The organism is Micromonospora sp. NPDC051543, assembly GCF_044454415.1.
In the GTDB taxonomy this organism is placed as follows: Bacteria; Actinomycetota; Actinomycetes; order Mycobacteriales; family Micromonosporaceae; genus Micromonospora.
In genome coordinates, this window is record NZ_JBITDT010000001.1 from 584,869 (window position 1) to 607,861 (window position 22,993).

Genomic DNA, 22,993 nt, shown 5'->3' on the forward strand with positions numbered 1-22,993 from the left:
GGTCACGATGAACGCGCCGATCTCCTCGACCTGGTGGGTACGCCTGGGTCAGCTCGCCGGTCTGACGGCGCTGGCCCTGCTCTGTGCCTTCGACCTGCGGTACAGCCTCTACAGCGGGATGGGCCTGGTCGAAGCGCTGCGGGCCCTGCTCCAGGTGGGGTTGGCGGCGGCGACCGCCGTGGTCTGGCTGCCCGTGCACCGACAGGGTTCCCGGGCGCTGCCGGTCGCGGCGCTCACGCTCGGCGTCGTCTCACTCACCGTCACCGCAGGTTTTCTGTTGATCAGCAGGAGCGGGATCTATCCGCTGGGCGGCACCTGGGGGCTGGCCGAGTCCGCCGGGATGATCGCGGTGGTGTTCGTGGTGACCCGCTTTGGCGCGGTCCGGCTCGCCCCCTGGGCGGCGGTGGTCGCCGCTCTCGCCGCCGCCGCGCTGCCGCTACGCTCAGACGCCGGCCTCGTCTACGTGATCTTCGGGCTGCTCCAGGCGCTCGGCGCGGTCGGCGCCGCCGCCGCCGGGATCTACCTGCGCGTCGTCGCCAGTGGCCGGGAGCGGGCCATCGCGCTGGTCCGCGCCGAGCAGCGCGCCGAGTTCGCCCGCGACCTGCACGACTTCATCGCCCATCACGTGACCGGCATCGTGGTGCAGGCGCAGGGCGCCCGGTTCGTGGCGGAACAGGACCCACAACGGGTGATCGTCGCCCTGGAGCAGATCGAGCGGGCCGGCGCCGAGACGATGGCCTCGATGCGGCGGATGGTCGGCGTGCTGCGCAATCCGGACGCCCCGCCGGACGCGCCGCTGGCCCCGCTGGCCGGTGTGGCCGATCTCGCGCCGCTGCTGGAGGGCCACAACGGCACGACCAACGCGCCGGCCCGGCTGTACGTCGACGGTCCGCTCGACGGACTGCCGGTGGAGGTCTCCACCTCGGCGTACCGGGTGGTGATGGAGGGGCTGACCAACGCCCGCCAACACGCGTCGGACGCCCGGTCGGTGGCGGTCTCCGTGCGCCGTACACCGGACTGGCTGCTGGTCCGGGTCGCCGACGACGGCGCGGGCCCGCGCTCGACGCCGGCCCGGGGGCACGGCTTCGGCCTGGTCGGCCTCACCGAGCGGGTACGCGCCCTGAACGGCACGGTCACCGCCGGACCGGGCGTCTCCGGCGGCTGGGTGCTCGACGCCGCGTTTCCCCTGCGCGCGGCGGTGACCCGATGATCCGGGTGCTGATCGCCGACGACCAGGCGATGGTCCGCACCGGCTTCGGCATGATCATCGGGGCGCAGCCGGACATGACGGTGGTCGGTGAGGCCGCCGACGGGATCGCGGCCGTCGAGATGACCCGGCGGCTCCGTCCGGACGTGGTGCTGCTGGACATCCGGATGCCCCGCCTCGACGGCCTGGAGGCGCTCCGGCTGCTCGCCGGGCCGGGCGTCGCGGACCCGGTGCGGGTGGTCGTGGTGACGACCTTCGACCTCGACGAGTACGTGCACACCGCGCTCTCCAACGGCGCCTGCGGATTTCTCCTGAAGGACTCCGGCCCGACGCTGCTCGTCGAGGCGGTCCGCGCCGCCGTCTCCGGTGACGCGCTGATCAGCCCGTCCATCACCGTACGGCTGCTGGAGCACCTCAGCTCGCCCACCGCGCCGCGCGACGACGCGGGCCTGTCCCCGCGGGAACTCGACGTCGTGAAGCTCGTTGCCCGGGGCCTGACCAACGCCGAGATCGCCGGCCAACTCTTCATCGCCGTCGGCACGGTCAAGACACACCTGGCGAGCGTGCAGGCGAAGCTCCCGGCCCGCAACCGCGTCGAGATCGCCGCCTGGGCCTGGGAACGACGCCTGGTCAGCTAGGGGCATCCTCGAACCTCCCGCTGCCGTAAGATCGACGGCAGTGAATCGCCGGCCCGCTGCGGACAACCGGAGGCGAGGGATTCATCGTGCACCCAATCCGACCATGGCCACGCTCGCGGGCCGTCACCCTGGCGGTCGCCGCGCTGGTGGCCGCCACCGCCGCGCTGGCCCCGAGTCCGGCGTACGCCGCCGACGACACCGAACGCCCCACCGCCCCCGGCCCGATCACGGTCACCGCCATCGACACCACCTGGGTGGAGCTGACCTGGACCGCGTCGACCGACAACGTGGGCGTGGTCGGCTACGCGGTCTCGGCGCTGTTCGAGGACACCGGCCGGGCGTACTCGACCGACACCACGACCATCCGCCTCACCGACCTGCGCCCGTCCCGGACGTACACCCTCAGCGTCGCGGGGCTGGACGCGGCGGGCAACCGGTCGGTGTCCAACCCGACGCTGCGGTTGACCATGCCACCGGGCGACACCCAGCCGCCGAGCACGCCGGGCCAGCCGGTCGCGTACGACGTCGCGGCGACCCTGGTGTGGCTGCGCTGGACCCCGTCGACCGACAACGTCGTGCTCGACCGGTACGAGGTGTACCGGGTCGACGCCGGCGGTCAGCTGACCCTGGTCAGGGAGCTGTACCAGTTCCCGCCGAGTCCCACCATGACCCAGGTCAGCGGGTTGACGCCGAACACGACGTACACCTTCGTGGTGCGCGCCCGCGACGAGGCGGGCAACTGGTCGGCGCTGTCGCCGCCGGTCACCGTGACCACCCTGCCGCCCCCGCCGAGCTGCGCGGTCCGCACGGTCGTCCGGCAGGGGCGGGACGGCTTCGTGGCGTACCTCGCTGTCGAGAACACCGGCACGACGGCGGTGAACGGCTGGACGATGACGTGGCGGTTCTGGGCCAGCCAGCAGGTGCGGGCCCTCTGGGGCGCGCAGGTCGTCGACCGGCCGAACAACAGCTACCTACGGGTCCGCAACACCAGCCACAACGCGCTGATCAGGCCCGGCGGGACGGTGTCGCTGGGCATCGTCGCCACCGGCACCCAACTGCCGGAGGAGGTCACCCTCAACGGTGGCGTCTGCGTGGTGGCAGACGAGTAACGCTCGCGTCCGGGGTCTGGTGTCGACGGCGACATCTTGCGACGCTAACGCTCGTGTATGACTACGACCTGTTGGTGCTGGGCTCCGGACCCAGCGGTCAGAAGGCCGCGATCGCCGCCGCCAAGCTCGGCCGGCGGGTTGCCATCGTGGACCGCCGCGACATGCTCGGTGGGGTGTGCATCAACACCGGCACCGTTCCGTCCAAGACGCTGCGCGAGGCCGTGCTCTATCTGACCGGCCTGAGCCAGCGCGACCTGTACGGCAGCAGCTACCGGGTCAAGGAGGAGATCACGGTCAGCGACCTGGCCGCCCGCACCCAGCACGTCATCACCCGGCAGACCGACGTCATCCGCAACCAACTCGCCCGCAACCGGGTCGCGATGATCACCGGTACCGGCCGCTTCGCGGATGCCCACTCCATCTGGGTCGACGCGGGCTCCGGGCGCGAGTCGAAGGTGACCTTCGACAAGGCCGTCATCGCGGCCGGCACCCGCCCGGCCCGCCCGGACAGCGTCGACTTCGACGAGCGGACCATCGTGGACTCCGACGGCGTCATCAACCTCCAGGCCGTACCGCGCAGCATGGTCGTGGTCGGCGCCGGCGTGATCGGCATGGAGTACGCGTCGATGTTCGCCGCCCTCGGCACCAAGGTGACAGTCGTCGAGCGTCGCGAGCAGATGCTCGACTTCTGCGACGAGGAGATCGTCGAGTCGCTCAAGTACCACCTGCGTGACCTGTCGGTGGCGTTCCGCTTCGGCGAGGAGGTCGCCGCGGTGGAGAAGCACCAGACGGCGGCGCTGTGCATCCTCAAGAGCGGCAAGAAGATCGTCGCGGACACCGTCATGTACTCGGCGGGTCGGCAGGGCCAGACCGACGACCTGGCGTTGGAGGCGGCCGGGCTGACGGCGGACCGACGCGGCCGGATCGCCGTCGACGGCAACTACCGCACCTCGGTCGAGCACATCTACGCGGTGGGTGACGTGATCGGCTTCCCGGCGCTGGCCTCCACCTCCATGGAGCAGGGTCGGCTGGCCGCCCAGCACGCCTGCGGCGAACCGATCCGGGAGATGCACGGCCTGCAACCCATCGGCATCTACACCATCCCGGAGATCAGTTTCGTCGGCCAGACCGAGGCCGAACTGACCGACGCGTCGACGCCGTTCGAGGTGGGCATCGCCCGCTACCGGGAGCTGGCCCGGGGCCAGATCGTCGGCGACTCGTACGGGATGTTGAAGCTGCTCGTCTCCCCCGAGGATGGCCGCCTGCTCGGGGTGCACGTGTTCGGGACCGCAGCCACCGAGATCGTCCACATCGGTCAGGCGGTGATGGGCTGCGGCGGCACGATCGACTATCTGATCGACGCGGTGTTCAACTACCCGACCCTGGCCGAGGCGTACAAGGTGGCCGCCTTGGACGCCTCCAACAAGATCCGCAACATAACCCGAATCGACGGCTAACCCACCCCCCACCCCGGCCCCCGCCCCGGTTGATCATGAAGTTATTGCCGCCTGCGTCGGCGTGTCGTGGCAATAACTTCATGATCAACGCGCTTGGGGCGGGGGTGGGGCCGGGGTGGGGGGTTGGGGTTAGGCGGGGGCGCAGGTGGGGCTGAGGGTGCCGGCGTCGCCGGTGCCCTGGAAGCCGAACTCGGTGGACTGTCCCGCACCGACCTGACCGTTGTAGGAGACGTTCCTCCAGGTCGTCGTGCCGGTGCTACCGCTGTTGGTGGCGCTCCAGGCGTTGGTGACGGTCGCGCCGGACGGCAACGTGATCGTCACGGTCCACCCGTTGAGGGCCGACGAGCCGGCCGTCACCCGTACGTTCGCCACGAAGCCACCGTTCCACTGGTTGACCGTCACGGAGGCGGAGCAGTCACCCTGTCCCGGCGGCGGAGTGGTGGGCGGCGGGGTGGTGGGCGGCGGAGTCGTGGGTGGTGGAGTCGTCGGCGGTGGGGTGGTGGGCGGCGGGGTCGTCGGGGTGGTGCCGTTGTTCAGCGCGGCGAGCACGGCGTCGTACGCGGGCTTCTTCTGGCCGCTGTTGTTGAACAGCAGCGGCGACTGGTAGGACCGCCACGAGTCGCTGTCCCGGATGCCCCACACGGTGATGCCGTTGCAGCGGGCCACCGCGAGGCAGTCCTCGACGACGCTGCGGTACGTGTTGGCCGGAGCGCCCTCGATGTCCAGCTCGGTGATCTGCACGTCCACGCCCAGCGCCGCGAAGCTCGACAGCGTGGTGCGGTAGTTGCTGACGTACGGGGAGTCGCTGTTGAAGTGCGACTGGAAGCCGACGCAGTCGATCGGCACGCCACGGGACTTGAAGTCGCGGACCATGTTGTAGACGCCCTGCGTCTTGGCCCAGGTCCAGTTGTCGATGTTGTAGTCGTTGTAGCAGAGCTTCGCGCCCGGGTCCGCGGCCCGCGCGGCGCGGAACGCCGCCTCGATCCAGTCGTTGCCGGTGCGCTGGAGGTTCGAGTCGCGCCGACCGCCGGAGTTGCCGTCGGCGAACGCCTCGTTCACCACGTCCCAGGAGTAGATCTGCCCCCGGAAGTGCGTGGCCACCTGCGTCACGTGGTTCAGGATCGCCTGCCGCAGGGCGCTTCCGCTCATGCCCTGCATCCAACTCGGCTGCTGGGCGTGCCAGGCCAGCGTGTGACCGCGTACCTGCATGCCACGGCTGCGGGCGTGGTTGACGATCTGCTCGGCCGAGCCGTAGCTGAACCGGTTCTGCTGCGGCTCGGTGGCGTCGATCTTCATCTCGTTCTCGGCCGTCACCATGTTGAACTCACGGTTCAGGATCGTGGTGTACGTGCTGTCCGAGAGCTTGAAACCGGCCACGGCCGTACCGAAGTAGCGGCCCTTCTCGGCGGCGGACGCGCCGAGCGTGGTCCCGGCGGCGGCGGGCGCCGTCAGGACCAGCGTCATGCCGGCGGCGAGCGCGCCCGCCGCGGCCAACGCGACGGCGGCTCTCGACGCCGCCCTCCATCTCGCGTTTCGCATTCGTGCGACTCCTTCTTTCATGAGGGGGTCAGGAGACCGAGCAGGTGGCCCCGTTGAGGGCGAAGGCCGTGGGCTTGCCGGCGTTGCCGGTGTGGGTGGCCTGGAATCCGATGTCGACCGAGGTGTTCGGGGCGATGGTGCCGTTGTAGGAGACGTTGCGGGCCGTCACCGCGCCGCTGGTCGGCGAGTAGGCGGCGTTCCAGCCGCCGGTGATGGTCTGGCCGCCGGGCAGCGTGAAGGCCAACGCCCAGCCGTTCACGGCCGAAGCGCCGGTGTTGGTGATCCGTACGCTCGCGGTGAGCCCGTTGTTCCAGGCGTTGACCGTGTAGGTGACCCCGCAGGCGCCCGCGCTGGGCGGCGGCGTGGTCGGAGGAGGCGTTGTCGGCGGCGGGGTCGTCGGGGGCGGCGTCGTCGGAGGAGGCGTCGTCGGCGGCGGCGTGGTCGGCGGCGGCGTCGTCGGCGGGGTGGTGCCGTCGAGGCCGAAGAAGCGGATCACCTGCGCGGCGTCGACCGGGATGTTGTGCGTGACGCCCTGCATGCTGATCGCCTCGACCGGGGCCATCGGGCCGCTGCTGCCGTACCGGGTGCGGGTGTAGCCCGACTGCGGGGAGTCGGTGTACGTCGGGGTCTGGCTCAGACCGTGCACGTTGGTCCACTGCTTGACCTGCTCACCGAAGTTCGGGTAGCGCAGGGTGTCGTCGCTCGTGCCGTGCCAGATCTGCATCCGCGGCCGCCGGCCGCTGTAGCCGGGGTACGCCCCGCGGACCAGGTCCCCCCACTGCTGGGCCGTCTTGATGGACTGCCCGTTCGCGCACTCGCTGTTCCACTCCGAGGTGCCCCCGGTGGCGAAACAGGCGAACGGCACCCCGGCGAAGGACGCGCCGGCCGCGAACACGTCCGGGTAGTCACCGAGCATGACGTTGGTCATCATCGCGCCCGACGAGGTGCCGGTGGCGAAGACGCGGTCCGGGTCGGCGGAGTACCGCTGCTTGACGTAGTCGATCATCGAGATGAGGCCGACCGGGTCGCTGCCCCCACCTCGGCGCAACGCCTGCGGCGAGGCCACGTCCCAGCACTTGCTGCTGCGGGTCGCCGACGGGTAGATGACGATGAAGCCGTACCGGTCGGCGAGGGAGGCGTACTGCGTGCCGGAGTAGAAGGCGGGACCGGTGCCGGTGCAGTAGTGCAGGGCGAGCAGGATCCCCGGACGGGATGCCACCCGGTCCGGGACGTACAGGTGCATCTGGAGGTTTGTGGGGTTGTTGCCGAAGCCGGTCACCTGCGTGAGCGTCGCGGCCGACGCGGGCGTGGCGAACGCCAGCGCGGCGGCGGCGACCGTCGCGACCGCGGTGAGGACGCCGAGCAGCCTTGTCTTCAGTGTCATGGTTCGCGATTCCTCGGGAGAATGGCGCATGGAAGGGGGTTAGTCGAGGACTGCCCTTCGCCCGACCGTGACCGCGGCTCGCGTGACCGATGTCAGCTTCGATCGAGGTCGCTCGATTGTCAAGGATTCCGGAAACCTTTCGGCGCAAGGGATTGCGCGGTCAACTGCACACGCGACAGGGCCGGCGGAGCCGTTAGTCACCGGTCGATGGCGGGCTATTATCGGCGTGTTCCCGATAACCAGACCGTCCTCGCGTGCACCCCCCTGCGAGCGTCCTCACCCGACTCCCGCGGGCACGAAGGAGATCGAGTGAAGATCGTCGACGCCCGGGTCATCCTGACCTGTCCGGGCCGCAACTTCGTCACCCTCAAGATCGTCACCGACGAGGGCGTCACCGGAGTCGGGGACGCCACCCTCAACGGTCGGGAGCTGGCCGTCGCGTCGTACCTGCGCGACCACGTGGCGCCGCTGCTGATCGGCCGGGACCCGGCGCGGATCGAGGACACCTGGCAGTACCTGTACCAGGGCGCGTACTGGCGGCGCGGCCCGGTCACCATGAGCGCGATCGCCGCGGTGGACACCGCCCTGTGGGACATCAAGGGCAAGGTCGCGGGCCTGCCGGTCTACCAACTGCTCGGCGGCCGGTCCCGCGAGGGCGTCACCGTGTACGGCCACGCCAACGGCGAGACCGTCGAGGAGGTGCTGGTCGAGGTCGCCCGCTACGTCGACCTCGGCTACCGGGCGGTACGGGTGCAGTGCGGTGTGCCGGGCCTGCCCAAGACGTACGGGGTCAGCGCCGACAAGCTCTTCTACGAACCGGCCGACGCGGCCCTGCCCAGCGAGGCGACCTGGTCGACGCAGCGCTACCTGTCACACGTACCGGGGGTGTTCGCGCGGGTCCGTGACGAGTTCGGGCCCGACCTGCGGCTGCTGCACGACGTGCACCACCGGCTCACGCCCATCGAGGCGGCCCGGCTCGGCCGCAGCCTGGAGCCGTACGCGCTGACCTGGATGGAGGATCCGGCCCCCGCCGACCTCCAGGAGGGCTTCCGGCTGATCCGACAGCACACCACCACGCCGATCGCCGTGGGCGAGGTCTTCAACAGCGTCTTCGACGCGGCGCAGCTCATCCGCGAACAGCTCATCGACTACATCCGGGCCACGGTGGTGCACGCCGGAGGGATCACCCACCTGCGGCGCATCTTCGACCTCGCGGCGCTGCACCACGTCCGCAGCGGCTCGCACGGCGCCACCGACCTGTCGCCCGTCTGCATGTCCGCCGCGCTGCAGCTCGACATCTCGATCCCCAACTTCGGGCTTCAGGAGTACATGCGGCACACCGCGCAGACCGACGAGGTGTTCCCGCACGGGTACCACTTCGCCGACGGCTACCTGCACCCCGCCGAGACGCCCGGGTTGGGCGTCGACATCGACGAGGAGGCGGCGGCCCGCTACCCGTACGCGCCCGCGTACCTGCCGGTCAACCGGCTGGAGGACGGGACCGTGCACCCCTGGTGAGCGCGACCGGGCCGGCCCTCCGGCCGGCCCGATCGCGCCGGCCGGATCAGTAGATGCGCCGCCCCCGCGCGTCGGGCACCCCGGACTTGCGGAAGAAGTACGTGTTGATCTGATCCCGCCACTCGGTGGCGCTGCGCACCTGCTCGTCGAGTCGCTCGGCCACCCGCTCGTACACGGCCGGGTCGATCATCCCGTTCATCCTCTGCCACCGGCCTCGCATCACCGCCACCTCCTCGACGCCCGCGAAGTGGGTGTCGTAGATGTGCTGGATGACGGTCGACCCGCTGTGCAGGACGTGGTCGTACGGCACGTGGTGGAAGAAGAGCAGCAGCTCGTCCGGGCAGGTCTGCGGCGACTCGTACACGTCGGCCCAGTACGGCGGGTACTGGCCGGCGAAGCCGGTGCCCGAGGCGCGACTACGGTCCACGCCCACGCCGTCGCGGTCGGCGAAGTGGTAGGTGCCCCACCGCGAGTACTCGTACCCGTCGACGTCGGGGCCGTAGTGGTCGCCGGGATGGACCATGAAGCCGACGCCCAGCGGGGCCGTGTACCGCTCGTAGGTGCGCCACGAGTCGTCCATGATCTCGTGCAGCGTCCGCCGGACCAGCTCCGGGTCGGCGGTCGCCGACGGTGGGAACGTCAGCGTCATCCACTCGTCGAGGATCGCCGTCGGGTCGAGCCGCGGGTCCCAGGCGAGCCGGCCGATCGTGTAGAGGTTGGCCTGTGCCAGCGGATGCCCGGTCCAGAAGGGGTCGTCGCCGGTGTTGGCGACGGCGACCAGGCCGCCACCCTTGCCGGCCTCGCCGGTGACCACGTCGGCGATGGTGCGCCCACCGGGGCCCCACGGCGCGAAGCTCAGCACCTCGCCCCAGCACGGCCCGAGGTGGCAGACGTGTCGCTGCTGGCCGGTGTACTCCTGGGTGACCTGCACCTCCACCGCGACCCGGGTGGCCGGCATGGCGGCGAGCACCGGCGAGACCGGCTCACGCGTCTGGAAGTCCACCGGACCGAACTTCACCTGCAGGACCACGTTGGTGCGGAACCGTCCGTCGAGGGGGGCGAAGTGGTCGTACGCGGCCCGCGCGCGGTCGGTGGACCGGTCCCGCCAGTCCTGGTGGTGGTTGTAGACGAACGCCCGCCAGTGCACCACTCCCCCGTACGGGGCGAGGGCCTCGGCGAGCAGGTTCGCCCCGTCGGCGTGGTCCCGCCCGTAGCTGAACGGGCCGGGTTGCCCCTCGGAGTCGGCCTTCACCAGGTAGCCGCCGAAGTCGTCGATGCGCTCGTACACGCGCCGGGTGGTGGCCGCCCACCAGGCGCGTACCTCCTCGTCGAACGGGTCGGCGGTAGGCAGTCCGCCGAGGACCAGCGGCGCGGCGAAGGTGACCGACAGGTGCACCCGGATGCCGTACGGACGCAACGCGTCCGCGATCTGGGCCACGTCACCGAGCCGGTCGGTGAGCAGCAGCGCCTCGGCACGACCCACGTTGACGTTGTTCACCGAGATGGCGTTGATCCCGCTGGCCGCCAGCAGCCGCCCGTACTCCCGGATCCGGGCCAGGTCCCCGCGCGGACGGCCGCCGGCCCAGAAGATCGAGCCGCCCGCGTACCCCCGTTCGACCTGGCCCATCACCGGGTGCACGGCCACGTTGTCCCAGTGGTTGAGCATGCGGCGGCGCAGCGCGGGCCGGTGCAGCTCGGGTGGGCGGGCCGGGTCGAAGGCCGCCGCACAGAGCCGTACGACGTGGAACAGCCCGTAGAGGAGGCCGGCGGGCGCGTCGGCCAGCACCACCGTCGTCTCACCGCTGCGGGTCAGCAGGAAACCCTCGTCGCCGAGCGTCTCGCCGATGTCGGCGAGCGCCGCCTCCCCCGCCGCGCGGGCCGCCCGGACCGCCGAGCTGGGCAGCTCGGGCGCCCCGCGCAGGGTGAGCACCAGGTCGACGTCGACGTCCCAGGACGGGGAGTGCCAGACCCGTCCGCCGTAGCGCGTGCAGGCGCGCGTCACCTCGTCGAGAACGGTGTCGACGAGCAGCCCGTCGCCGTGCACGAGGACGCGCCGCGCGCCGAGGGCCCGGAACGCCTCCGGTGGCAGCCAGGCGGGGTGTACGCGCGGATCCTCGACGTCGTGCGGCTCCGCCACGAACACCGGATCCTCCAGGTCGGCGTTCACGCGACTCCCCGCGTGACGATCACCTCGGCGGTCGTGGAGCGGCTCATGCGGTGAACTCCTTCCGGATCAGGTGGACCATCGGGTCGGCGACACGGAGAACTCCGAGGGACAGGACCGAGGCGAGCAGCACCGGCACCGCCTCGGAGAAGACCGCGGTGATACCGGCCGCCGCCGCCAGCAGCAGGGCGTTGCCGGCGGTGACACCGGGGGTACGGACGAGGAAGTGCACGGCCAGGCGCAGGACGTCACGGGTGCGGAACTCGAACAGCGAGGTGATCACCAGCGCGTTGAGCGCGCAGAGGGTCACCCCGACCGCGACCGCGATCAGCGGGACCACCCACCAGCTCGGTAGGCCGATCGCGTCGCGGTAGGCGAGGTTCAGCGCGAGCACCGTCAACCACAGCAGCGTCGGCGTCCAGACCCGCAGCGCGCCCCCGACGTTGCCGCGGTAGCCCCGCCAGAACAGCGCGGCGGGTCGCAGGTCGGTCAGGTCGGGCCGCTGGCGGCGCAGCGTGTACAGGGCGGCGGAGGCCGCTGGTCCGACCGGCGTCAGCAGCAGGGCGACCAGCGGCAGGTTGCTGGGGTCACGGTCGAGCAGCAGCAGCGGGAGCAGGGCGGGCACCGTGGTGAGAAGGAGCAGCGCCTCGACCACGAGCAGGATGTAGACGCGGGACGCGATCCGGGACAGGGGTCCGTCGCCGATCTGCCGCCCGGCCTGCGCCGCGTCGTTCACCGTCGTCCTCCTCCCGGACCGGGCCGGCGGCCCGCGCCGGTCGCGCGAGCCGCCGTGGTCGGCCGGTCCGGGCGCGTCCCCGGACCGGCCGACACCTCAGCGATGGTCCTTCTGGTAGCGGTCGTACGCCTTGTTGACCATGTCCAGGTAGGCGTCCATGTTCTTGCCCTTCAGCTCGGCCAGGTAGGCGTCCCACTGGGCGAGGTCCCGCTGGCCCAGCGCGAACTGCAGGGTCGCCTGGTAGACGGCGTCCTTCAGCGGCGTCTCCCACAGGGACGCCTGTTCCCGCTCCTCGTCGTTCAACGGGTGCGGCGGGGGCACCGCGACCGGCGTCCGGGCGTTCATGACCTTCTGGAACTCCTGCTCCTCCGGGGCGAAGAAGCCCTGCACCAGCTCCGGCTTGCCGCCGTACGCGAAGACGCCGTTGTAGAAGCCGAAGTCCTTCTGCAGGTGCTTGGGGGCCTTGGGGTTGAGCCCGATGACGTTGACGTCGGGTGCGAGCTTGGGCATGCCGGCGCCGTCCCGGACGAAGGTCTTGCCCTCGACGCCCCACTTGGCGAACTCCTGGCCGGCATCGGAGTACCAGAGCCAGTCGATGAACTGCATCATCGCCACGAAGTTCTTGCTGTCGCGGGCCTTCGAGGAGATCATCACGCCGTTCTCCAGCCGGCTGGCCGGGTTGATCTCACCGGCCGGCCCGATCGGCAGCGGAATCTTGGTGATCTTGGCCTTGGGGTTGGTCTTGGCCAGGTCCGGGCGGTAGTCGTTCACCACGGCCTGCGCGTTGGCGCTGATCACGAAGGACTTGCTGTTGGCGAGCTTCTGCCGGGCCTGATCGTCGGTCTGGGTGAAGCTCTCCGGGTCGAGCAGCTTCTCCTTCACCAGCTTGTTGAGGTACTGGAGCATCTGCTTGTACTTGTCGCTCGCGCCGGTGTAGACGAACTTCTTGGTGTCGGCGTCCCAGCTCGTGTGCTGGAAGTTCCAGCCCGCCCCCTGAAGTCCGTACGACACGGCCAGGAGGTTGAGCAGGTTGCCGGCCGGGTTGGGCTTGCTCCACCGGTCCGAGAACGGGTAGACGTCCGGGTACTTGGCCTTCATCGCCTTGAGCACCGTGTACAGCTCGTCCCAGGTCTTCGGGGGGCTGAGCTTCAGCTCGTCGAGGATGTCGGTGCGGATCGCCAGCGAGTAGTCGTGCCAGGGCTTCTCGTGCAGGCCGGGCAGCAGGTAGAACTTGCCGTCCTCCTGACGCCGGGTGTCGATCTCGGGCTTCAGGTTCCACTTCGAGATCTTGTCCTGCAGGTTCGGCATGAGGTCCAGGTAGTCGCTGACCGGCAGGACCGCGCCCGAGGACACGTAGGCGTCCTCCTGCCCCGGGTACGTCTTCGGGATGATCATCGGGGCGTCACCGGCGCCGATCAGCAGGCTGCGCTTCTGCTCGTAGTCGCTCAGCGGCACGGCGACCGGGGTGAGGGTGACGTTGGCGCGGGACTTCAGCTCCGACCAGAAGAGCCAGTCCTCGCGCAGCGGGTAGTTCGGGTGGTTGTTGTACAGGATCGAGAAGGAGACCGGCTCGCTCGCCTTGAACTGCTTGCCGATGCCGTAGTCGGACATCGCACCGGCTTTGTTCTCCGACAGGTCCTTGGCGTCGGACGGGTCATCACTGCAGGCGGCGATGCTGGTCGCCGTGAGCAGCACGGCTACCGCTGTCGCGACGCGGCGCCACGATCGGTGGAGCATGGCGGTCCTTTCGGGTTCGGTGGAGGAAAGGGTGGACGTGCTGGCTAGCCCTTCACGGCGCCGAGCATCACGCCGCGGACGAAGTACCGCTGGACGAAGGGGTAGACCAGGAGGATGGGCAGGGTCGTGAGCACGATCGTCACGGATTTGAGCGTCGCCTCGGCCTGCACCTCGTCGGCCTCGGCGATCGCGCCGACGTTCTCCGCGCCGGTGGCCCCGGCGATCAGGTTGCGCAGATACACGGTCACCGGCCACATCTCCTGCTGGTCCATGTAGAGGAAGGCGGCGAACCAGGAGTTCCAGAAGGCCACGGCGTAGAACAGCACCATCGTGGCGACGATCGCCTTCGACAGGGGCAGCACGATGCGCAGCAGGATGCCGTACGTGTTCAGACCGTCGACGGCGGCGGCCTCCTCCAGGTCGGTGGGCAGCGACTCGAAGAACGCCTTCATCACCAGCAGGTTGAACACGTTGATCGCGTTGGGCACCGCGATGGCCCAGACGGTGTTCTTCATGCCCAGGCTGGTGACGAGAACGTAGTTGGGGATCAGGCCGCCGGTGAAGAACATGGTGAAGACCGCGATGCCGATCAGCGCCGTACGTCCCCTGAGGTGTTTCTTGGACAGCACGTAGGCGTAGCAGGTGGTCAGCACGATCGAGATGGTCGTGGCGACGACGGTGTAGAAGACGGTGTTGCGGTAGTTCGTCCAGAACAGCGAGTCGTGCAGCACGAGCCGGTAGGTGTCCAGGTTGAACCCGCGCGGCACGAGGTTGACCTGGCCGGCGATGATGTATCCCTCGTCGCTGAGCGAGCGGGCCAGGACGTTGACGAACGGAAACAGGGTCACCACCACCACGATGGTGAGCACGATCGCGTTGCACGCCTGGAACACGCGGTAGCCCCGGCTGGGCCGGATACCGCGGGGCCGGACGCGGGCGGGCAGGTCGCTGGCGCGGGCCGGGTCGGTGGCGTCGACGGTCACCACAGGCTCGTCCCCACCGTGCGCCGGGCGATCAGGTTCGCCGTCAGGACCAGCGTGAGCCCGATGACCGCCTCGAACAGCCCGATGGCGGCGGCGTAGCTGAAGTTGCTGGACCCGAAGCCCATCCGGAACAGGTACGTCGAGAGCACGTCGGCGGTCGGGTAGGTCAGCGGGTTGTACAGCAGCAGGATCTTCTCGAACCCGACCGCCATGAACGTGCCGATGTTGAGGATCAGCAACGTGACCATGGTGGGTCGGATGCCCGGGAGCGTGACGTGCCAGGTCTGCCGCCAACGGTTGGCCCCGTCGATCCGGGCGGCCTCGTAGAGGTCGTCGTCGACGGTGGTGAGCGCGGCGAGGTAGAGGATGGTGCCCCAGCCGACCGTCTGCCAGACCTCGGACGACACGTAGATCGTCCGGAACCACTCGGCGCGTTGCAGGAACGGCACCGCCTCGCCGCCGGTGGCCTGCACGATCTGGTTGACGGTCCCGTCGACGGAGGTCAGCTGCATGACCATCGCCGCGACGATCACGATCGACAGGAAGTGCGGCAGGTAGGACACGGACTGCACGAACCGCCGCAGCCGCCGGGCGCGGACCTCGTTGAGCAGCAGCGCGAGAACGATCGGCAGCGGGAAGCAGAACAGCAGGGTCAGCGCCCCGAGCACCAGCGTGTTGGTGAAGACGTCCCAGAACGTCGGGTCGGCGAGGAACATCCGGAAGTACCGCAGCCCGACCCAGTACTCACCGAAGATGCTCCCGCCCGGCTTGAAGCGGCGGAACGCGATGATGTTCCCGATCATCGGGAGGTACCGGAAGACCAGGAAGAACAGCAGCGGCAGGACGGCCAGCGAGTAGAGCTGCCAGTCCCGGCGCAACGCCTGTCGCCAGGTGCGACGCCGACGGGGTGCGCGCGGGGCGGGGACGGTGGCCTCCACCACGTCGCCGGGTGGCGCCGGCGGCGGGGGCCGTAACGTCTCGGATGTCATCCTCGCCTCCTATGCGGAGTGCGGAACGGCCACGAGCGGCTCGATCCGCACCGACGTGAGTAGGTCCCGCTGGTGCCCGACCTCGCGCTCGGCACCGGTGAGCCGCAGCGTCAGGGCGTCCTCGATCTCCGCGCTGGAGCGCCCGAACCGCAGCTCGACCGCGCCGGGCTCGACCACCCGTCGACCGGACCGGCCGGTGAACGACGTGACGTCGGCCGGTACGCCGAAGGTGACGTGCGCCCGCCCTCCGGGCTCCAGCGGCACCCGCGCGAAGCCGACCAGGCGGTGCACCGGGCGGGTGGTCTGTGCCACCGGGTCGTGCAGGTAGAGCTGCACCACCTCGGTGCCGGCCCGGTCACCGGTGTTCCCGACGGTGATCCGCACCTCGACCTCGCCGTCCACGGGCCAGGGAGTCGGATCGTCGTGAACCCCGCCCACGACCACGGCGTCGGACCACTCGAAGGTGGTGTAGCTCAGGCCGTGGCCGAACGGGTACGCCGGGGTCGGGTCGATCGAGGACACCTTGTTGCGACGCCCGAGCGGCGGCGACAGGTAGGTGGCCGGCAGTCCACCCGCGTCACGGGGCACGCTGACCGGCAGCCGCCCGGACGGGTTCACCGCGCCGGTGAGCACCTCCGCGAGCGCCTGTCCGCCGAGTTGGCCGGGGAAGAACGCCTGCACCACGGCCGCCGCCGTGTCGAACTCCGGGCCGAGCGCGTACGGGCGACCGGTCAGCAGCACCAGCACCACCGGGGTGCCGGTGGCGAGAACCGCCCGGACCAGGTCCGCCTGCACGCCGGGCAGCCGCAGGTCGGCGGCGTCGCAGCCCTCGCCGGAGGTGCCCCGGCCGAACATCCCCGCCCGGTCCCCGACGGCGAGCACGCACACGTCCGCGTTGGTCGCCGCGGTGACCGCCGCCGGGATGCCGGACGCATCCTCGCCGGTGACGGTGCAGCCCGGCTCGTGGACCAGCAGCGGGACGCGGCGGGCCAGCTCGTCGCGCAGCGTGGGGATCTCCACCCCGAGGCCGTGGTCGGGGTGGTTGACACCGACGTGGTTGGGGAAGGTGTAGCAGCCGAGCATCGCCATCGGGTCGTCGGCGAGCGGACCCACCAGGGCGACCCGGGCCGCGACGGGCAGCGGCAGCACACCGGTGTTGCGCACCAGCACGACGGACTCCCGGGCCAGGCGTACGGCGACGTCCCGGCTGGCCTCGTCGTCGAGGCGCAGGGCCGCGACGTCGTCGGGCAGGGCCCGCCAGTCCTCGTCGAGCAGGCCGATGTCGATCTTCTGGATGAGCACCCGGCGCACCGCGCGGTCGATCAGCGCCGCGTCGACCTCGCCAGCGTGCACCGCCTGGACCAGCGCGTCGCCGAAGGCGTCCACGGTGGGCAGTTCCACGTCGATGCCGGCGCGCAGGGCGAGGCGGGCGGCGTCGACGGCGTCAGCGGCGACGCCGTGCAGGGTCTCGAGGAACCGTACGGCGAAGTAGTCGGCGACCACGATCCCGGTGAAGCCCCACTCGTCGCGCAGCAGCCCGGTCAGCAGCTGCTCGTCGGCGGCGGCGGGCATGCCGTCGATCTCGGCGTAGGAGTTCATCACCGAGCGGGCGCCACCGAGTCGCAGGGCCATCTCGAACGGCGGCAGGATGTGGTCGGCCAGTTCACGGCGGCCCATCGACACCGGGGCGAGGTTGCGTCCGCCCCGGGAGGCGGAGTAGCCGGCGAAGTGCTTCAGGGTGGCCACGATGCCGGCCTTCTCCAGGCCCCGCACGTACGCCGCGCCGGTCGTTCCGACCAGGTACGGGTCCTCGCCGATCGTCTCCTCGGTCCGGCCCCAGCGGTAGTCGCGGGTGACGTCGAGGACGGGCGAGAGGCCCTGGTGTACGCCGGCGGCCCGCATCGACGCGCCGATCCGGCCGGCCATCTCCTCGACCAGCTCGGGGTGGAACGAGGCGCCCCAGCCCAGCGGGGTCGGGTAGACGGTGGCCTTCCAGGCCGCGAACCCGGTCAGGCACTCCTCGTGCACCTGGGCCGGGATGCCGAACCGGCTGGCGGCCACGATCTGGTCCTGGGAGGCGGCGAGCGAACGGGCGCCGAGCACCGGGTCGACCGGCGCGGTGCCGAACGGGCGGGTGAGCTGACCCAGCCCGTACCGGATGATCGTGTCCCACGACGGGGTGTTGGCGACCATGTCGGACTGGTGCGGCGCGACGCCCTCGCCGGACGCGTCGGCGCCGACCCAGACCCCGAAGAGCTGGGCGACCTTCTCCTCGACGGACATCACCGCGAGCAGCGCCTCGGCCCGGTCGGCCGGCGACAGCCGGGTGTCGCGCCACGGTGCGGCGTCGCGCGACGCCGATTCGCCGTCGACGGGCTGCTGACTTCTCATGCCGAGACCCCTTAGCTCCGGCCACGAACTGCGCCGTCGTGGGACCGGTTGGTGGTGCGCGGTTCCACAATCCGAAACTTTCCGGAAACCAGAGCAACCTTTTCGGCAACCTAAGTCCGCCGCCTGGACCTGTCAAGAGTTTCGATGTGTCGTGGGATGCCTACCAGCGCGCTCAGCTGCATCGACGGGAGTCGTCGGCTGATCGTGTTAGTGTCGTCCGAAACTTTCGGATGCGGTATGAGGCTGCGATGACAGAGCACCACCCGCTCGGCCCACCCGGCTCCACCACCACCATCGCGACGATCGCCCACGACGTCGGCGTGTCGGTCGCGACGGTCTCCAAGGTCCTCAATGGTCGCGAGGACGTCTCCCCCGGCACCAGAGCCCGGGTCGAGGCGAGCCTCGACCGCCACCAGTACCAGCGCCGCACTCGGCGCTCCTCGTCCGCCACCCGTCGGATCGACCTCGTCTTCCACGAGTTCGACACCGGTTGGGCGATGGAGGTGATGCGCGGGGTCGAGGCGGTGACGAGCGTCGCCGGGATCAGTCTCGCCGTATCCCAGCTCGGCGGCGCGCACCGCCCGGCGTCGCGCTGGCTCGACACCCTGCTCGGTCAGCGTCCGCTGGGCGTGCTGTTCGTCCTCTGCCACCTCAGCGACGCGCAACAGCAGCTCCTGCGGCGTCAGGGCGTACCGTTCGTCGTGATCGACACCGACAGCGCGACCTCGGCGTCCGTACCCACGGTCGGCTCGAACAACTTCAACGGCGGCCTGCTCGCCGCCCGGCACCTGATCGAGCTGGGGCACCAGCGGATCGCGGTCATCTCCGGGCCACCCGACATGCTGTGCAGCCGGGCCCGGGCCGCCGGGTTCCAGTCCGCGCACGACGAGGCGGGGTTGACCCTCGACCGCGAGCTGGTCCGCTTCGGCAGCTTCTCCGCCGGCACCGGGCACACCCATGGCCTCCACCTGCTGCAACGACCGGACCGACCCACGGCGATCTTCGCCGGTTCGGACATCCAGGCGATGGGGGTGCTCCGGGCCGCACGCCGGTGCGGCCTGCGCGTCCCCGAGGACCTTTCCGTGATCGGGTACGACAACCTGCCGCTCGCCACCTGGACGGACCCGCCCCTCACGACGATCAACCAGCCGCTGCGCGACATGGCCGGCATCGCCACCCAGATGCTGCTCGACCTGTCCGCCGGCACCGAGCCGGCGACCAGCCGGATCGACCTGGTGACCGAGCTGGTCGTCCGGGAGAGCACCGCGCCCCCCGCCCCACCCCACTGACCCTGCGAGGACCCGTGTCCGACGCCGCTGTCCGCCTCGACGAGCTCGAGCGATACTCCCCCACCGTCACCGAGCCGGAGGACTTCGACCGGTTCTGGGGTGACACCCTCGCCGCGGCCGCCGCCCGGCCAGTACTCGTCGACGTCCGTCCCGAGCCCACCGACCTGCGCGTGCTCGACACCTGGGACGTCACGTTCGCCGGCTTCGACGGCGACGAGGTACGGGCCTGGTTCACCCGCCCGGCGGGCGTTTCCGGACCGCTGCCCGCCGTGGTGGAGTACGCCGGCTACGGGCGCGGCCGTGGTCTGCCGCACGAGCGGCTGGTCTGGCCGGCGGCCGGGTACGCGCACCTGTTGATGGACAACCGGGGCCAGTCCGGGCTGTACGCCGCCGGGCACACCGCCGACCGGCACGGCGCGCCCGGCGGGCCGTGGCCGGCGACCTGGGGAATCCTCGACCCGCACGACTACCACTACCGCCGTCTGATCACGGACGCCGTACGGGCCGTCGAGGCGGTGCGCGCCCTGCCCGGAGTGGACGCGGGTCAGGTCGCCCTGCTCGGCAACAGCCAGGGCGGAGGCGTGGCGCTGGCCGTCGCCGGCCTGGTCGACGATCTCGCGGCGGCGCTGATCACCGCGCCGTTCCTCTGCGACGTCCAGCACGCCATCGAGCTCAGCGACGCCTCGCCGTACGGTGAGATCGCCCGGTTCCTGGCGGTGCACCGGGAGGCCGAGGCCGCGGTCCGGCGCACGCTGTCCTACGTCGACGGGGTGACCTTCGCCCGCCGGGCCACCGCGCCGGCGCACTTCGGCATCGGCCTGCGCGACACCGTGTGCCCGCCGAGCACCGGCTTCGCGGCCTACAACCAGTACGGTGCCGCGACCGGCCGACCCGACGCGCCACGGCGGGAGATGCACGTGTACCCGTTCAATGGTCACGAGAGTGGCGAGGCCCTGCACGTCCGGCGGCAACTGCGCTGGCTCGCCGCGACGCTCGCGAGCTGACCGTACCCATGGTCGCCGATCGATGCATTGCCGGTGTTAGCGATAACAAGCTATGGTGCGTCCGGGCGGGGTGAAGGGCACATCCCGACGTCCGGGTTCCTGGTCGTCGCTCCACCACCCGAGGAAGCCCCATGAGCACTGTGACCCTTGGTAAACCCGTCCCCCCGACACCCGACAGGCCCGCCAAGACCCCGAGGCCCCGCCGGGCCCGGCTGTGGTGGGCCGCGCTGGCCGCCGTCGCGGCCATGACCGCCGCCGTACCGGTGGCGACCGCGCCCGCGAACGCCGAATCCAACGGCGGGGTACGCGTCATGCCCCTCGGCGACTCGATCACCGACGGCTTCAACGTCGCGGGCGGCTACCGGATCGAACTCTGGCAACGGTTCGCGTCCGGCGGCTACCGGATCGACTTCGTCGGCTCGATGTTCAACGGCCCGTCCAGCCTCGGTGACCACGACCACGAGGGCCACTCCGGATGGACCATCGCGCAGATCGACGCCAACATCGTGAACTGGCTGCGCGCCACCAACCCGCGCACCGTGCTGCTGCACATCGGCACGAACGACATGTACGGCGACACGTCCGGAGCGCCGGGCCGACTGGCCACCCTGGTCGACCGCATCACCAACACCGCACCGAACGCGGACGTGTTCGTGGCGACGATCATCCCGAAGTCCGGCGCGGACAACGTGGTACGGGGCTACAACGCGGCGATCCCGGGGATCGTGCAGACCCGCGCCGCAGCCGGCAAGCGCGTCCACCTGGTTGACATGTACAGCGCGCTGACGCTCAGCGACCTGGCCGACGGCGTCCACCCCAACGCCACGGGCTACCGCAAGATGGCCACCGCCTGGTACAACGCCCTGCGCGCGGTTCCCGGCAGCATCGGCGGGGACACGCCGACCACCCCGCCGCCCACGACTCCCCCACCGACCACCCCGCCCCCGACCACGCCGCCGCCGACGACCCCGCCGCCCACGACCCCGCCGCCCACGACCCCGCCGCCGACCACTCCCCCGCCCACCACGCCGCCGCCGTCGGCGGGCTGCCGGGTCACGTACACGGTCAACGCGTGGAACAACGGGCTCACCGCGGCCGTCTCGGTGACCAACACGAGCAGTAGCGCGGTAAACGGGTGGGCCCTGGCATTCACGCTGCCGAGCGGCCAGACCATCACCGGCGGCTGGAACGCCGCCTACTCGCCGACCAGCGGCGCGGTGACCGCCCGCAACGTCTCCTACAACGGCACCATCGCCCCGAACACCTCGGTCGACATCGGCTTCCAGGCCACGCACACCGGCAACGCCGGCAAGCCGACCGCCTTCACACTCAACGGCACCACCTGCGCGGTCGCCTAACGCACCCGCCATGCACGAAAGACGGGGGCGGCGAGGATCTATCCTCGCCGCCCCCGCAGGTACGGGTAATTCAACCGATCTTCTTTGCTTGGGCCACAAAGCTCTGCCAGGCTGCGGTCTCGAACATCAGGGTTCCGCCGTCACGGTCCTTGGTGTCCCGAACGAGGACCACGCCTGACAGGTTGTCGGCCACCTCGACGCAGTCGCCACCGTTGCTGCCGCTCTTGGTGCTCTTGCGCCACTGCGCACCAGTCATGTCCATGATGCTGCCGCTTCTCTCAGGAATTCCGCAGATCGTCCCCGGGGCAGAGCCTCGCTTCGGATGCGCTCCCACCGTCGCTCGAGCGTACCAAGCTCCGACGCCTGCTCGATGATCTGCGCCTGTGCCTGGCTGTCGACGTGGGCCACCCGCGTTCCGTCCGGAAGGTCGGCGATCGTGAACGGTCCGTTGAGTCCGGGGTAGGCCGTTGCCTCGCCGGGTACGACGTGCAGCTCAACGCTCGGCAGTTCGGCGCAGTGCACCAGGTGGTCGAGTTGGGCGGCCATGACCGCTCGGTCCGTGGTGATGGGTCGCTCAAGTACGGCTTGATCGACAACCGCAACGAACAGAGGCCCACGCTCCTTGGTCAGGACGGCTTGCCGGGCGAGGCGAGCCGCGACCAACTCGTCCACCTCGGTTGGGGACAACGCCTCCCACGCGAGCGTCGCTCGCGCGTACGCCTCGGTCTGCAGCAAGCCGGGCACCCATGCGAGCTGGAACGCCCGTAGCGCGACCGCTTCCCGCTCAACGTCCACCCAGCGCCGGAACCACACCGGCTCGCGACGCTTGAGAACGTCCGGCCAAAGGTGCTCTACCTCGCGACCAAGGATCGCTGCGACCTGGCTCCGGTGACGTGTCTGTGGAATCCGTCCTGGGTTGGCCCACTTGGCTGCCGTCTTGGGGTCCACACCGATCTGAGCCGCGAGGCTGTCAGCGGTTTCACCCACCGTCGCCATCGCCTCGACGACTGCGTGATTCATCCGTTGCCCCCTCGGTTCGTCCCCGACGTCCACAGACGATAGTGCAACGCTGTGTATTCGTTCCATAACCGGCGGCAGGGTGAAGTCGAGACGGCGCGGTTGGTGGAGGCAAAGGCCCGGCGACTGCGTACGTACGGGGGTGCCCCGAACATGACGCTCGGGCACCCCTTCCAACCTCGACGGACAGGGATAGCCATGTCGGTACGCAACACGCCTCCAGCGCCCGACCGCTCCACCCGAGCGATTCGCCCGCACCGCCCAATGCGACCCACATGGTTGTGCCGGGTGTGCGCGGCCCCTGGCCGTGCCAGCCCGGCTCGGCTGCTGCTCGGGCTGGAGTATCGGGGTGACCGGATAGGGCTTGCCATCTACATGGCGGGGATGCTGTTCGACGCGACCGGTGACCTGTTGGCGTTGAACCCGAACCCCGGGCCGCAGCCTGCCGACTTGTTCGCCCGGTTCATCTCGTG

The 22,993-nt window shown here is 70.4% G+C and carries 18 protein-coding genes; 8 read left to right on the forward strand and 10 right to left on the reverse strand.

Annotation, left to right across the window (positions count from 1 at the left end):
• Nucleotides 1-7: 7 nt before the first annotated feature.
• The 4 genes from ACIA3K_RS02760 (at nt 8) to sthA (ending at nt 4,411) form a co-directional block, all read left to right on the forward strand.
• Nucleotides 8-1,210, forward strand: coding sequence for a sensor histidine kinase (locus tag ACIA3K_RS02760; RefSeq protein WP_396798723.1), 1,203 nt, complete (start codon nt 8-10; stop codon nt 1,208-1,210).
• Nucleotides 1,207-1,845: a response regulator gene (locus ACIA3K_RS02765; protein WP_396798725.1), complete on the forward strand. Its 639-nt coding sequence runs from the start codon at nt 1,207-1,209 to the stop codon at nt 1,843-1,845. Before ACIA3K_RS02760 ends, ACIA3K_RS02765 begins: the two co-directional genes overlap by 4 nt.
• A gap of 86 nt (nt 1,846-1,931) precedes the next feature.
• Nucleotides 1,932-2,954, forward strand: coding sequence for a fibronectin type III domain-containing protein (locus ACIA3K_RS02770; RefSeq protein ID WP_396798727.1), 1,023 nt, complete (start codon nt 1,932-1,934; stop codon nt 2,952-2,954).
• Nucleotides 2,955-3,007: 53 nt separating this feature from the next.
• The gene (gene sthA, locus ACIA3K_RS02775) at nt 3,008-4,411 is read left to right on the forward strand and encodes a Si-specific NAD(P)(+) transhydrogenase (RefSeq protein ID WP_396798729.1); all 1,404 of its coding nucleotides are present in this window, start codon (nt 3,008-3,010) and stop codon (nt 4,409-4,411) included.
• A 129-nt stretch (nt 4,412-4,540) separates the two neighbouring features.
• Here sthA and ACIA3K_RS02780 read toward each other — a convergent pair whose 3' ends face one another.
• Together ACIA3K_RS02780 and ACIA3K_RS02785 are read right to left on the reverse strand one after the other, a co-directional pair.
• The gene (locus ACIA3K_RS02780) at nt 4,541-5,950 is read right to left on the reverse strand and encodes an endo-1,4-beta-xylanase (RefSeq protein WP_396798730.1); all 1,410 of its coding nucleotides are present in this window, start codon (nt 5,948-5,950) and stop codon (nt 4,541-4,543) included.
• Nucleotides 5,951-5,978: 28 nt separating this feature from the next.
• Nucleotides 5,979-7,334 (reverse strand): PHB depolymerase family esterase, encoded by a 1,356-nt coding sequence (locus ACIA3K_RS02785; RefSeq protein ID WP_396798732.1) that lies wholly within the window; start codon nt 7,332-7,334, stop codon nt 5,979-5,981.
• 309 nt (nt 7,335-7,643) lie between these two features.
• Between ACIA3K_RS02785 and manD the strand changes: the two genes are divergently transcribed.
• Entirely contained in the window at nt 7,644-8,852 is a 1,209-nt protein-coding gene (manD, locus tag ACIA3K_RS02790) for a D-mannonate dehydratase ManD (protein ID WP_396798733.1), read from the forward strand.
• A gap of 46 nt (nt 8,853-8,898) precedes the next feature.
• Here the strand turns inward: manD and ACIA3K_RS02795 are convergent, their stop codons facing one another.
• From ACIA3K_RS02795 to ACIA3K_RS02820, 6 genes are all read right to left on the reverse strand, one after another.
• Nucleotides 8,899-11,019, reverse strand: coding sequence for an alpha-glucuronidase (locus ACIA3K_RS02795; RefSeq protein ID WP_396798735.1), 2,121 nt, complete (start codon nt 11,017-11,019; stop codon nt 8,899-8,901).
• A 43-nt stretch (nt 11,020-11,062) separates the two neighbouring features.
• Nucleotides 11,063-11,752: a hypothetical protein gene (locus ACIA3K_RS02800; protein ID WP_396798736.1), complete on the reverse strand. Its 690-nt coding sequence runs from the start codon at nt 11,750-11,752 to the stop codon at nt 11,063-11,065.
• 96 nt (nt 11,753-11,848) lie between these two features.
• Nucleotides 11,849-13,489: an extracellular solute-binding protein gene (locus ACIA3K_RS02805; RefSeq protein ID WP_396798738.1), complete on the reverse strand. Its 1,641-nt coding sequence runs from the start codon at nt 13,487-13,489 to the stop codon at nt 11,849-11,851.
• A 44-nt stretch (nt 13,490-13,533) separates the two neighbouring features.
• Nucleotides 13,534-14,472 (reverse strand): carbohydrate ABC transporter permease, encoded by a 939-nt coding sequence (locus ACIA3K_RS02810; RefSeq protein ID WP_396798739.1) that lies wholly within the window; start codon nt 14,470-14,472, stop codon nt 13,534-13,536.
• Entirely contained in the window at nt 14,469-15,461 is a 993-nt protein-coding gene (locus tag ACIA3K_RS02815) for an ABC transporter permease (protein WP_396798741.1), read from the reverse strand. The genes ACIA3K_RS02810 and ACIA3K_RS02815 overlap by 4 nt, the downstream gene beginning before the upstream one ends.
• Before the next feature lie 9 nt (nt 15,462-15,470).
• Nucleotides 15,471-17,852 carry a glycoside hydrolase family 3 N-terminal domain-containing protein gene (locus tag ACIA3K_RS02820; protein WP_396798743.1) on the reverse strand — a complete coding sequence of 794 codons (2,382 nt, stop codon included), beginning with the start codon at nt 17,850-17,852 and terminating at the stop codon, nt 15,471-15,473.
• A 248-nt stretch (nt 17,853-18,100) separates the two neighbouring features.
• Between ACIA3K_RS02820 and ACIA3K_RS02825 the strand changes: the two genes are divergently transcribed.
• From ACIA3K_RS02825 to ACIA3K_RS02835, 3 genes are all read left to right on the forward strand, one after another.
• Nucleotides 18,101-19,141 carry a LacI family DNA-binding transcriptional regulator gene (locus tag ACIA3K_RS02825; protein ID WP_396798746.1) on the forward strand — a complete coding sequence of 347 codons (1,041 nt, stop codon included), beginning with the start codon at nt 18,101-18,103 and terminating at the stop codon, nt 19,139-19,141.
• A gap of 14 nt (nt 19,142-19,155) precedes the next feature.
• Nucleotides 19,156-20,145, forward strand: a complete 990-nt coding sequence (locus tag ACIA3K_RS02830; protein WP_396798747.1) for an acetylxylan esterase — start codon at nt 19,156-19,158, stop codon at nt 20,143-20,145.
• A 131-nt stretch (nt 20,146-20,276) separates the two neighbouring features.
• On the forward strand, nt 20,277-21,503 hold the full coding sequence (locus tag ACIA3K_RS02835; RefSeq protein ID WP_396798748.1) for a cellulose binding domain-containing protein: 1,227 nt from the start codon (nt 20,277-20,279) through the stop codon (nt 21,501-21,503).
• Nucleotides 21,504-21,573: 70 nt separating this feature from the next.
• On the opposite strand, the gene ACIA3K_RS02840 is transcribed toward ACIA3K_RS02835, so the two are convergent.
• The gene (locus ACIA3K_RS02840) at nt 21,574-21,759 is read right to left on the reverse strand and encodes a DUF397 domain-containing protein (protein ID WP_396798749.1); all 186 of its coding nucleotides are present in this window, start codon (nt 21,757-21,759) and stop codon (nt 21,574-21,576) included.
• Nucleotides 21,756-22,523 (reverse strand): DUF5753 domain-containing protein, encoded by a 768-nt coding sequence (locus ACIA3K_RS02845; RefSeq protein ID WP_396798750.1) that lies wholly within the window; start codon nt 22,521-22,523, stop codon nt 21,756-21,758. The genes ACIA3K_RS02840 and ACIA3K_RS02845 overlap by 4 nt, the downstream gene beginning before the upstream one ends.
• Nucleotides 22,524-22,993: the final 470 nt, after the last annotated feature.